The organism is Thermobifida halotolerans (genome assembly GCF_003574835.2).
Lineage (GTDB): Bacteria > Actinomycetota > Actinomycetes > Streptosporangiales > Streptosporangiaceae > Thermobifida > Thermobifida halotolerans.
In genome coordinates this window covers 1,775,224-1,787,469 of sequence record NZ_CP063196.1, presented here as the reverse complement: position 1 = coordinate 1,787,469, position 12,246 = coordinate 1,775,224, and the positions used below count along the sequence as shown (strand labels likewise).

The window sequence follows — 12,246 nt, the reverse complement described above, 5'->3', positions numbered from 1 at the left end:
CTTACGGCGCCAGGTTGGGAAAACTTTGGAAACCCGGTGGTCCCGCAACCGCCTCGGACGGGTCTGCGGAGGTCGGAGCCGGTTGGCGCTGCCCTCTTGACGCGTCTTGTGTGAGACATTTAACGTGCTCTTCATTAAAACGTTTTTGCCACGAGAGTGGCTCAGGAAGACCAAAGGAGGGCGTCGTGGCCCAACAGCCTCCGCCGTCGCCCCCGCTCGCACTCGTCGACGTCGCCAAGTCCTTCGGGAACGTCCAGGCACTGCGCGGCGTGTCGCTGCGACTGCGGGCGGGGGAGATCCACGCGCTGTGCGGAGAGAACGGGGCGGGCAAGTCCACCCTGGTCAAAACCATGGCCGGAGTGCACCAGCCCGACGAGGGTCGGATCGAGGTCGACGGTGAGCCGGTGGTCTTCACCGGCCCCGCAGACGCCCAGCAGGCCGGCGTGGCCGTCATCTACCAGGAACCCACCCTCTTCCCCGACCTGTCGGTGGCGGAGAACATCTTCATGGGCCGCCAGCCGCTGAAGCGGGGACGGCGCATCGACAGGGCCGCCATGCACGCCGCCTGCGACGCGCTGTTCGCCCGGCTGGGCGTGCGCATCGACCCGGCCCGTCCCGCCAAGGGCCTGTCCATCGCCGACCAGCAGCTCATCGAGATCGCCAAGGCGCTCTCGCGCAAGGCCAGGGTCCTGATCATGGACGAGCCCACCGCCGCGCTGTCCGGAGTGGAGGTGGAGCGGCTGTTCGCCGTGGCGCGCTCGCTGCGCGACTCCGGGGCGGCGATCCTGTTCATCTCCCACCGCTTCGACGAGGTCTTCGCCCTGTGCGACCGCGTCACCGTGATGCGCGACGGCCAGTACATCTCCACCGACCCCATCGCCGAGCTCACCGTCGACACGATCGTGCGCAAGATGGTGGGACGCGACGTCACCGCCCTCTTCCCCAAACAGGACACCGAACCGGGCGACGTGGTCCTCCGGGTGGACGGCCTCACCCGCGCCGGCGTCTTCTCCGACGTGAGCTTCCAGGTCCGCGCCGGAGAGATCGTGGCGCTGGCCGGCCTGGTGGGGGCGGGCCGCAGCGAGGTCATGCGCGCGGTCTTCGGCGTCGACTCCTACGACTCCGGAACCGTCCGCGTCAACGGCCGACCCCTGCGCAAGGGCTCCCCGTCGGCGGCCATGGCCGCCGGGGTGGCCCTGGTCCCCGAGGACCGCCGCCAGCAGGGACTGGTCATGGAGATGTCGGTGGAGCGCAACGCCACCCTCACCCGGCGCTGGCCGCTCAGCCGGTTCGGCCTGCTGCGCGGCCGCAGCGAGGAGCGCGCCGCCCGGGAGTGGGCCCAGCGCCTCCAGGTCAAGGCCGGACGACTCACCGACGCCGTGTCCACCCTCTCCGGAGGCAACCAGCAGAAGGTCGTCCTGGCCAAGTGGCTGTCCACCGAACCGAAGGTCCTCATCGTCGACGAGCCCACCCGCGGCATCGACGTGGGCACCAAGTCCGAGGTGCACCGCCTGCTGTCGCAACTGGCGGGGCAGGGACTGGCGGTTGTCATGGTCTCCAGCGAGCTGCCCGAGGTCCTCGGCATGGCCGACCGGGTGCTGGTCATGCACGAGGGGCGGATCAGCGCCGAACTCTCCCGAGACGAAGCCACAGAGGAGTCCGTCATGTACGCGGCCACGGGGCAGCGGGGTGAGGCCGCGTGAGCGCCTCGACCACCACGCCCGAACCCCGCCTGAAGGAGCACGGCGGCGGCGACGCCGGGGCCGGACGCCGCATCCGGCAGGTGCGCGAGGCCGGCATCCTGCTGGCCCTGGTGCTGCTGATCGGGGTCACCACGGTCGTCAACCCCAACTTCCTGTCCGCCCAGAGCGTGCGCGACCTGCTGCTGGGCGCGACCCTGCTGACCATTCTGGCTGTGGGCCAGACCCTGGTCATCATCACCCGCAGCGTGGACCTGTCGGTGGGCTCCATCCTGGGCCTGTCCGCGTTCGCGGTGGGCAGCCTCTTCGTCGCCTTCCCCGACCTGCCCGTCGGTGTGGCCGTCGTGGCGGGCGTCCTGGTGGGCGCCCTGTGCGGCGCCGTCAACGGAGTGCTCGTGGCCGCGGCCCGCGTCCCCGCCCTCGTCGTCACCCTGGGCACGCTCTACATCTTCCGCGGCGTCGACCACTGGTGGGCCGCGGGCCGGCAGATCAACGCCGCCGACATGCCCTCCGCCTTCCTGGCGCTGGGCCGCCAGACGGTCCTGGGTGTTCCGGTGCTCGCCCTGGCGGCGGTCCTGGTCGCCGCGGTGGTCGGCTGGTACCTGGCCTCCTACCGCAGCGGACGCGAACTCTACGCCATCGGCTCCGAACCCGACGCGGCGCGCCTGTCCGGAATCCCGGTGGACCGCAGGGTCTTTTCCGCCTTCGTCGTCAACGGGGCCCTGGCGGGCCTGGCGGGAGTGTGCTACGCCGCCCGCTTCGGCACCCTGGACGCCACCGTCGGCACAGGTCTGGAACTTGAAGTCGTCGCCGCGGCCGTGGTCGGCGGCGTCGCGATCTTCGGCGGCAGCGGCACCGTGCTCGGCGCGGCGCTGGGCGCGGTCCTGCTCACCACCATCGGAGCGGCGCTGCCGGTCCTGCGGGTCAACGGATTCTGGCAGGAGGCGGTGGTCGGCCTGCTCATTCTCATCGCGATCGGCATGGACCGGCTGCTGTCCGTCCGCGCCGAACGCCGACTTCGTGGAGGTGAGTCCCGTGGCGCCTGAGTCCACCACGGCCCTGCGCCGCCTACTGGCCACCAGGGAGGCGTCCGTCCTGGGAGCGCTGGCGGTGACCGTGATCGCCGCGTCCTTCTGGGTGGACGGCTTCGCCAGCGGCCGCAACACCGGATTCCTCGTCCTGGACATCGCGGCGATCGCGATCATCGCGCTGCCCATGACGCTCATCATCATCACCGGCGAGATCGACCTGTCGGTGGCCAGCATTCTGGGCCTGACCAGCGCCGTCATGGGACAGCTGTGGGTCATGGGACTGCCGCTGGAGACCATCGTCCCGCTGTGCGTGGTCCTGGGCGTGGTCCTGGGCGCGGTCAACGGCCTGCTGGTGACCGTGGCGGGACTGCCCTCACTGGCGGTCACCATCGGCACCATGGCGCTGTACCGGGGCCTGGCCTACGTGGTGCTGGGCGACCGGGCCGTCGCCGACTTCCCGTTCTCCTGGACCGGAGGAGCCACCGCGCGCCTGGGCGAGACCCAGATCCCCTGGATCGCGCTGCTGATCATCGTGCTCGCCCTCGCCTTCGGCGTGGTGCTGCACGCCACCCCCGTCGGCCGCGCCCTGTACGCCATCGGCAACAACGACGAGGCCGCCCGCTTCTCCGGCATCTCGGTGCAGCGGACCAAGCTGGGACTGTTCGTCACCTCCGGCGCGGTCTCCGCCGCCGCCGGGGTGTTCTGGACCCTCCAGTACGCCAGCGCCCGCGCCGACAACGCGGCCGGACTGGAGCTGTCGGTGGTCGCGGCGGTGCTGCTCGGCGGCGTCTCGATCTTCGGCGGCAGCGGCGCGCTGGCCGGAGTGGTGGGCGGCGTCCTGCTGCTGGGCACCATCCGCAACGCCCTGCAGCTCGCCGACGTCTCCTCCGACACCCTCTCCATCGTGACCGGCCTGCTGCTGGTCGTCTCGGTGGTCGTCCCCAACGTCGCGGCCCGCCTCAGGCAGCGCCGTCGGACCACGGCCCCGCCACCCGGCCGGGCCGTCACCCCATCCCCCAACACCCGCACCAAGCAAGAGGTGATCTGATGTTTCGCAACCGACTGACCCGCGGTATCGCCGCCGGAGCGGCAGCGGGTCTGCTGCTGGCCGTCTCCGCCTGCGGCGGCACCACCCGCGGCGAGGAAGAGGAGACGACGGCGGTCGGCGCGGGCGGCGAGGCCGACCCCAACGCCGAGATCCCCGAGGGCCTGACCATCAGCTACCTGCCCAAGCAGCTCAACAACCCCTACTTCACCTTCGCCAACACCGGCGGCGCCGAGGTGGCCGAGGAGCTGGGCGCGGAGTTCAAGGAGGTCGGCCCCTCCGACGCCAACGCCTCCTCCCAGGTCAGCTACATCAACACCCTCAGCCAGCAGGGCTCCGACGTCATCGTCATCGCGGCCAACGACCCCAACGCGGTGTGCTCGGCGCTCAACTCCGCGCGCCAGGCCGGGGCCAAGGTCGTCACCTACGACTCCGACACCGCGCCCGAGTGCCGTGACGCCTTCGTCAACCAGGCCTCGGCCGAGGGACTGGCCAAGGTCCAGGTCGAGATGATCGCCGAGCAGATCGGCGGCGAGGGCGAGATCGCCTTCCTGTCGGCCACCCCCAACGCCACCAACCAGAACCTCTGGCTGGAGCTGATGGAGGAGGAGCTGTCCACCAACCCCGACTACGCCGACATCGAGGTGGTGGACACCGTCTACGGCAACGACGACGACCAGAAGTCCTTCCAGGAGATGCAGGGCCTGCTGCAGAGCCACCCCGACCTGGCGGGCGTGGTCTCGCCCACCACCGTCGGCCTGGCCGCGGCGGCGCGCTACCTCAGCGACTCCGAGTACAAGGGCGAGGTCGCCCTCACCGGCCTGGGCACGCCCAACCAGATGCGCGAGTACGTCGAGAACGGCACCGTCGAGGAGTTCGCGCTGTGGAACCCCAAGGACATGGCCTACCTGGCCGGATACACGGGCGCGGCACTGGCCGCCGGACAGATCACCGGTGAGTCGGGCCAGACCTTCACCGCCGGACGCCTGGGCGAGTACGAGATCGGCGAGAACGGCGAGATCGTCCTCGGCGAGCCCACCCGCTTCAACGCCGACAACATCGACGACTACGACTTCTAGTCACCCCCGGTGGCCCCGGCAGCACCCTGCCGGGGCCACCCCCGCGTACCCCACCCGACCGGAGAGAGGAGCCCCGTGCAGCGCGTCTGCTTCCTGCTCAAGGTCAGACCCGACCGGCTCGCCGAGTACCGCGAACGCCACGCCGCGGTGTGGCCCGAGATGCTGGACGCCCTGCGTGCGGCGGGCTGGCGCAACTACTCGCTGTTCTGCCGCGACGACGGCCTGCTCGTCGGCTACCTGGAGACCGAGGACTTCGCCGCGGCGCGGGCCGCCATGGAGCGCACCGACGTCAACGAGCGCTGGCAGCGCGAGATGGCGCCCTTCTTCGAGGGCCTCGACGGCCGCCCCGACGCCGCCATGGTCCCCCTCACCGAGGTCTTCCACCTCGACTGAGGCCGCGGCGGTCCCCGAAGACCACCGCACCCCGTTTTGAAACGATTCACTCAGGAGTCCCATCCGTGCCCGACCTCAGCGCAGTCAAGGAGTCGCTGGCCCACCAGGCCATCGAACTGCCCTCGTGGGCGTTCGGCAACAGCGGCACCCGCTTCAAGGTGTTCCCCCAACCCGGAGTGCCCCGCACCCCCGAGGAGAAGATCGCCGACGCAGCCCAGGTGCACCACCACACCGGGATCGCGCCCACCGTGGCCCTGCACATCCCCTGGGACCGCGTCGACGACTACGCGGCCCTGGCCGCCCACGCCGCCGACCTGGGCGTGCGCATCGGCGCGATCAACGCCAACGTCTTCCAGGACGACGACTACCGGCTCGGCAGCGTCTGCAACCCCGACCCCCGGGTACGCCGCAAGGCCCTGGACCACCTGCTCGAATGCGTCGACATCATGGACGCCACCGGATCGCGCGACCTCAAACTGTGGTTCGCCGACGGCACCAACTACCCCGGCCAGGACAGCATCCGCGCCCGCCAGGACCGGCTCGCCGAGGCCCTGGAGGCGGTCTACGCCCGCCTCGGCGACGGCCAGCGCCTCCTGCTGGAGTACAAGCTGTTCGAACCCGCCTTCTACACCACCGACGTACCCGACTGGGGCACCGCCTACGCCCACTGCCTGCGCCTGGGCCCCAAGGCCCAGGTGGTGGTCGACACCGGCCACCACGCGCCCGGCACCAACATCGAGTTCATCGTCGCCTTCCTGCTGCGCGAGAACAAGCTCGGCGGATTCGACTTCAACTCCCGCTTCTACGCCGACGACGACCTCATGGTCGGCTCCGCCGACCCCTTCCAGCTCTTCCGCATCATGCACGAGGTCATCCGGGGCGGCGGCTACGACCCGGCCGCAGGCGTGGCGTTCATGCTCGACCAGTGCCACAACATCGAACCCAAGATCCCCGGCCAGATCCGCTCCGTGCTCAACGTCCAGGAGGCCACCGCCAAGGCCCTCCTGGTCGACGCCGACGCGCTCGCCGCGGCCCAGGAGGCGGGCGACGTACTCGCCGCCAACGCGGTCCTGATGGACGCCTACAACACCGACGTGCGCCCCCTGCTCACCGAACTGCGCACCGAGCAGGGCCTGGACCCCGACCCCATGGCCGCCTTCGCCCGCTCCGGCTACGCCGAGCGGGTCGCCGCCGAACGCGTCGGCGGCCAGCAGGCGGGCTGGGGAGCCTGACCGCCATCCGAGACCACCGTCCGAACCACCATCCGACAACCACACCGGAAGGGAACCGGGGATGTCCTCCCTCTCCTCGCATCCGCAGGTCGAAGCGCTCATCGAACGCTCCAACCGACTCGGCGCGGATCCGCGCAACACCAACTACGCGGGCGGAAACACCTCCGCCAAGGGAACCGACACCGACCCCGTCACCGGCGACCCGGTGGAACTGATGTGGGTCAAGGGCTCCGGCGGCGACCTGGGCACGCTCACCGAACGCGGACTGGCCGTGCTGCGCCTGGACCGGCTGCGCGCACTCACCGGCGTCTACCCGGGTGAGGAGCGCGAGGACGAGATGGTCGCCGCGTTCGACTACTGCGCCCACGGCAAGGGCGGGGCCGCGCCCTCCATCGACACCGCCATGCACGGCCTCGTCGACGCCGCGCACGTGGACCACCTGCACCCCGACTCCGGGATCGCACTGGCCTGCGCCGCCGACGGCGAGGCGCTCACCGCCGAGTGCTTCGGCGACCGCGTGGTGTGGGTGCCGTGGCGGCGCCCCGGCTTCCAACTCGGCCTGGACATCGCCGCCATCAAGGCCGCCAACCCGCAGGCCATCGGCGTCATCCTCGGCGGACACGGCATCACCGCCTGGGGTGAGACCTCCGAGGAGTGCGAGGCCCACTCCCTGGAGATCATCCGCACCGCCGAGGAGTTCATCGCCGCACGCGCCACCGACGCCCACCCCTTCGGCGAGGTCGTCGACGGCTACGCGCCCCTGCCCGAGGCCGAACGCCGCGCCCGCGCCGCCGCACTGTTCCCCGTGCTGCGCGGCCTGGCCTCCACCGACCGGCCGCAGGTGGGCCACTACACCGACTCCGACGTCGTGCTCGACTTCGTCGCCCGCGCCGAGCACCCCCGCCTGGCCGCGCTGGGCACCTCCTGCCCCGACCACTTCCTGCGCACCAAGGTCCGCCCCATGGTGCTGGACCTGCCTCCGTCGGCGCCGCTGGAGCAGACCGTCGAGCGGCTGAAGGAACTGCACGCCGCCTACCGCGAGGACTACCGCGCCTACTACGAGCGGCACGCCGCCCCCGACTCCCCGGCCATGCGCGGCGCCGACCCGGCGATCGTGCTGGTGCCCGGGGTGGGCATGTTCTCCTTCGGCAAGGACGCCCAGACCGCCCGGGTCGCGGGCGAGTTCTACGTCAACGCCATCAACGTCATGCGCGGCGCGGAGACCGTCTCCACCTACGCGCCCATCGACGAGTCGGAGAAGTTCCGCATCGAGTACTGGGCGCTGGAGGAGGCCAAGCTCCAGCGCATGCCCAAGCCCAAGCCGCTGGCCACCCGCGTGGCGTTCGTGACCGGCGCGGGCTCGGGCATCGGCCGCGCCATCGCGCTGCGGCTGGCCGCCGAGGGCGCGTGCGTGGCCGTCGCCGACCGCGACGCCGACGCCGCCGCGAAGGTCGCCGCCGAGATCGGGCCGCGCGACGTCGCCATCCCGGTTGCCGTGGACGTCACCGACGAGGCCCAGATCGCCGCCGCGCTGCGCGAGACCGTGCTCGCCTACGGCGGCGTGGACCTGGTCGTCAACAACGCGGGACTGTCCATCTCCAAGCCGCTGCTGGAGACCACCACCGCCGACTGGGACGTCCAGCACTCGGTGATGGCCCGCGGCTCCTTCCTGGTCTCCCGCGAGGCCGCGCGCGTCATGACCGAGCAGGGCATGGGCGGCGACATCGTCTACATCTGCAGCAAGAACGGCGTGTTCGCCGGGCCCAACAACATCGCCTACGGCGCGGCCAAAGCCGACCAGGCCCACCAGGTGCGGCTGCTGGCCGCCGAACTCGGCGAGCACGGCATCCGCGTCAACGGCGTCAACCCCGACGGCGTGGTGCGCGGCTCCGGCATCTTCGCCGGCGGCTGGGGCGCCCAGCGCGCCGCCGTCTACGGCGTGCCCGAGGAGGAACTCGGCGCCTTCTACGCCAAGCGCACCCTGCTCAAGCGCGAGGTGCTGCCCGAACACGTGGCCAACGCGGTCTTCGCGCTGACCGCGGGCGAGCTGAGCCACACCACCGGCCTGCACGTCCCCGTGGACGCGGGCGTGGCGGCGGCGTTCCTACGCTGAGGCCCGTCCGCGGACGTCCCGCCGCCGGGCCGACCTCCCCCGGCGGCGGGACACCCCCGTTCCCGCAGCTTCCCGAGTCGAACCCAGTGGAAAGGCCCCCATGACCGCCTCCCGCTCCTTCGCCGCCGTGGACCTGGGCGCGTCCAGCGGACGCGTCGTCGCCGGCCGGATCGGCGCCCGCGAACTCGCCCTCACCGAGGTCCACCGGTTCCCCAACGGGGGCGTCCCCCTGCCCGACGGCCTGCACTGGGACGTCGTCGGCCTCTACCGCGAGATCCGGCACGGCCTGCGCCGGGCCGCCGAGCACGCCCCCGCCTCGATCGGGGTGGACTCCTGGGCGGTGGACTACGGCCTGCTCGACGGCGACGGCGCCCTGCTGGGCCTACCCCACCACTACCGCGACGCGCGCACCGACGGCGTGGCCGCGAGCACGGCCGAACGCCTCGGCGCCGACCGGCTCTACGCGGTCAACGGACTGCAGTTCCTGCCGTTCAACACGGTCTTCCAGCTCGCCGCCGCGCGCGGCACCGCCGCCCTGGCCGCCGCCCGCACCCTGCTGCTCGTCCCCGACCTCATCGGCTACTGGCTGACCGGCAGTATCGGCGCGGAGGTCACCAACGCCTCCACCACCGGCCTGCTCGACGTGGCCACGCGCTCCTGGGACACCGCCCTGGCCGCCGAGGTCGGCGCCGACCCCGCGATCCTGCCGCCGCTGCGCGAACCCGGCAGCCCGCTGGGGCCGCTGCTGCCGGAGGTCGCCGAGGCCACCGGCCTGGACGGCGTGCCCGTGGTCGCGGTCGCCTCCCACGACACCGCCTCCGCCGTCGTCGGCGTGCCCGCCACCGTCCCCGACTTCGCCTACATCTCCTGCGGCACCTGGTCGCTGGCCGGACTGGAACTGGACGCGCCGCTGCGCACCGAGGCCGCGCGCGCCGCGAACTTCACCAACGAACTCGGCGTGGACGGCACCGTCCGGTTCCTGCGCAACGTCATGGGGCTGTGGCTGGTCAACGAGAGCCTGCGCACCTGGGGCATGACCGCCGACCAGTTGCCCGACCTGCTCGCCCGGGCCGCCGAGGAGCCCGCGTTCGCCGCGCTCGTCGACCCCGACGACCCGCGCTTCCTGCCGCCCGGTGACATGCCCGCCCGCATCGCCGAGTACTGCCGCGCAACCGGCCAGCGGCCCCCGCAGGGGCACGCGGCGGTGCTGCGCTGCGTCCTGGAGAGCCTGGCGCTGGCGCACCGCCGCGTCATCCGCACCGCGGCCCGACTGACCGGCCGCGACGTGTCCGTGGTGCACGTCGTGGGCGGGGGAGCGCGCAACGAACTGCTGTGCCAGCTCACCGCCGACGCGGTGGGCCTGCCGGTGCTGGCCGGGCCGGTGGAGGCCACCGCCATCGGCAACCTGCTGGTCCAGGCCCGCGCCGCCGGACTCGTCGGCGACCTGGAGCGGATGCGCGCCCTGACCGCCGCCACCCAGCAGGTGCGCCGCCACGAGCCCTCCGGCGACGAGGCGGCCTGGGCGGCGGCGGCCGCGCGGCTGGGCTGGCGGGACTGACGTCAGGGAGTTCGGCCCAGGAACGCCAGCAGCCGGTCCTGGGCCGAGGCCGCGGCGCCCACCTCGACCTCGGGGCCGCAGACACCCGCCGAACGCAGGCTGTCGCCCAGTTCCAGGGCGTCGGCGTGCACGCGGGCGACCTCTTCGCCGGGCAGCGTCTCGTCCTGCCCGGTGGCGCGCGCGATGTCCCAGGCGTGCACGAGCAGGTCGAAGCCGAGGAAGCGGTCCACGGTCGCCTCCAGCCGGGTGCGGCCGAACCACCCGTCGTACTCCAGGCCGGCGCGGTCGGGGTCGGCGAGGATCTCCCGCAGCGCGTCGCGCGCCTCGGCCCACGCGGCGGCCGGGTCATCGTCGACCGACCCGGTCAGTTCCACCCTCAGCCCCACGTACCCGGGCATGGCCACATGCGTCTCGATCACGTGCCGCAGCACGTCGCGGGCGCTCCAGCCGGCGCACGGCGAGGGGGCGTCCCACTTCTCGGCCGCGACGCCGCCGACCCGGCGGGTGAACTCGGCGGCGAGGAAGTCGTAGCGTTTGAGGATCTGCGTCATGGCCCCGATCCTGCCGGGACGGGGGCGCGCTGTCGTGTACGGATCGGACATGGGACCGAGTCCGGCCCGCAGCACCCCTGCCCGGCCACCGGAATCGGCCAGGCCCGCCGCGTAACGGCTCCGGAACCGCGCCGATCGGCAGCGCCAGCCGCCCGGCTCCCACGGGTCCTCGTCGAAGTTCTGGTCGAAGTTGTTCGCCCTGGGGGCCGTCCGCTCCGCGCCGCCGGAGTCCCGCAGGGCGTGCTCCCCGGCGAGCATGCTCTGGCCGCCCCCACCGAAGCGGTCGGCGCCGCGTCCGGACAGCGGCACCAGGCGGCGGGGACCGCGGCCGCGCGTCCCGGGCGCCTGCGCGGTCGCCCGGTGGTTCCCTCACGGCGGGAGGCGGCCGGGTCCGGACCTAGGGTGACGGCATGGACGTATTCGACGATCTGTTGGGAGGGATACGGGGCCGCGGCGCCGTGTTCGACCGCTCGGTTCTCTCCCCTCCGTGGGCCGTCCGCTTCGTCGACGGCGCCTCCCTGACGCTGTGCGTGCCGCTGCGCGGACAGGGGTGGATCGTGCGGGGGAGCGGGAAACCGCGGCTCATCGGGGTGGGGGAGACGGCGGTCGTGCGCGGTCCGGAGCCCTTCGTGTTCACCGACGACCCCGCCGCGACCCCGCCGGAGCCGCCGAGAGAGGTCCGCTGCGACGGCGGGGGCGCGACGGACGGTTCGACGGTCGCCGGTTCCGCGGAGCACACGGTGCTGCTGGCCGCCGCATTCCGGACCCAGGAGCAGGTGCCGCGGCTGCTGCTGCGGGCGCTGCCGCCGGTGCTGGTCGTTCCGGACGGCCCGGACTGCGCGGCACTGCGGAGCAGCATCGAGACGCAGGTCGGCGAGGGGCGGTCCGGCGGCCAGCCCGTGCTCGACCGCCTGCTGGACTGGCTGCTGGTGTGCACGCTGCGGCACTGGTTCGACGGCCCGGGGGCGGCCCCGCCCACCTGGTACCGTGCCCTCGGCGACGCGGTGGTCGGTCCGGCGCTGCGGGCCGTCCACACGACGCCGGAGCGGCCGTGGACGATCGCGTCCCTGGCCGCGCAGGCGGGCGTCTCCCGCACCACACTGGCCAGGCGGTTCACCGAACTGGTCGGCGAGCCGCCGCTGACCTACCTGACCCGGTGGCGGATGGCGCTCGCCGCCGACCTGCTGGCCGAGACCGAGCTGACCGTCGGCGCGGTGGCGCGTCGGGTGGGGTACGCCGACGCGTTCGCCTTCAGCACGGCCTTCAAGCGGGTCCGCGGGATCAGTCCGACCGGGGCCAGGAGCCGGAGCCGGGACGCTGGGGAACGGAGCGGGGAGGTCCCGCCGCTTCGCCCCCTGACCTCAGGTCAGGTCGAGTGACCAGGATGCCTCCCGAGGCCGTCAGAGCGAACGGTGGAGGGGAGCGACCGGCAGCACGTGCTACGCGGGCCGACGTGGTCCTCGCCAGCGAGGCCGCGCCCACCACGGCCGCACCCGGCGGCCGCTTCTTCTCCGCGCGCGGCGCGACCTCGCGGACAGACCACC

General features: G+C 72.6%; 10 protein-coding genes. 9 read left to right on the top strand and 1 reads right to left on the bottom strand.

The annotated features are described in order from the left end of the window. Positions 1-185 precede the first annotated feature (185 nt). From NI17_RS07970 to NI17_RS07935, 8 genes are all read left to right on the top strand, one after another. Positions 186-1,703, top strand: coding sequence for a sugar ABC transporter ATP-binding protein (locus tag NI17_RS07970; RefSeq protein ID WP_068690523.1), 1,518 nt, complete (start codon positions 186-188; stop codon positions 1,701-1,703). Next, positions 1,700-2,746, top strand: a complete 1,047-nt coding sequence (locus tag NI17_RS07965; protein WP_369974891.1) for an ABC transporter permease — start codon at positions 1,700-1,702, stop codon at positions 2,744-2,746. The genes NI17_RS07970 and NI17_RS07965 overlap by 4 nt, the downstream gene beginning before the upstream one ends. Next, complete coding sequence (locus NI17_RS07960) at positions 2,736-3,779, top strand: ABC transporter permease (RefSeq protein WP_068690521.1); 1,044 nt, start codon at positions 2,736-2,738, stop codon at positions 3,777-3,779. Before NI17_RS07965 ends, NI17_RS07960 begins: the two co-directional genes overlap by 11 nt. Then, positions 3,779-4,855 carry a rhamnose ABC transporter substrate-binding protein gene (gene rhaS, locus NI17_RS07955; protein ID WP_068690519.1) on the top strand — a complete coding sequence of 359 codons (1,077 nt, stop codon included), beginning with the start codon at positions 3,779-3,781 and terminating at the stop codon, positions 4,853-4,855. The genes NI17_RS07960 and rhaS overlap by 1 nt, the downstream gene beginning before the upstream one ends. A 75-nt stretch (positions 4,856-4,930) precedes the next feature. Further along, a complete protein-coding gene (locus NI17_RS07950; protein ID WP_068690518.1) occupies positions 4,931-5,248 on the top strand; it encodes an L-rhamnose mutarotase in 318 nt (105 codons plus the stop codon). Between the two features lie 65 nt (positions 5,249-5,313). Beyond that, positions 5,314-6,480, top strand: coding sequence for an L-rhamnose isomerase (rhaI, locus tag NI17_RS07945; RefSeq protein WP_068690514.1), 1,167 nt, complete (start codon positions 5,314-5,316; stop codon positions 6,478-6,480). Between the two features lie 61 nt (positions 6,481-6,541). After that, positions 6,542-8,593 carry a bifunctional rhamnulose-1-phosphate aldolase/short-chain dehydrogenase gene (locus NI17_RS07940; RefSeq protein WP_068690512.1) on the top strand — a complete coding sequence of 684 codons (2,052 nt, stop codon included), beginning with the start codon at positions 6,542-6,544 and terminating at the stop codon, positions 8,591-8,593. Between the two features lie 100 nt (positions 8,594-8,693). Next, the gene (locus tag NI17_RS07935) at positions 8,694-10,151 is read left to right on the top strand and encodes a rhamnulokinase (protein WP_068690510.1); all 1,458 of its coding nucleotides are present in this window, start codon (positions 8,694-8,696) and stop codon (positions 10,149-10,151) included. Between the two features lie 2 nt (positions 10,152-10,153). Here NI17_RS07935 and NI17_RS07930 read toward each other — a convergent pair whose 3' ends face one another. Continuing rightward, on the bottom strand, positions 10,154-11,011 hold the full coding sequence (locus NI17_RS07930; RefSeq protein WP_234401856.1) for a TIGR03086 family metal-binding protein: 858 nt from the start codon (positions 11,009-11,011) through the stop codon (positions 10,154-10,156). A 101-nt stretch (positions 11,012-11,112) separates the two neighbouring features. Between NI17_RS07930 and NI17_RS07925 the strand changes: the two genes are divergently transcribed. Beyond that, the gene (locus NI17_RS07925; RefSeq protein WP_068690508.1) at positions 11,113-12,081 is read left to right on the top strand and encodes an AraC family transcriptional regulator; all 969 of its coding nucleotides are present in this window, start codon (positions 11,113-11,115) and stop codon (positions 12,079-12,081) included. Positions 12,082-12,246: the final 165 nt, after the last annotated feature.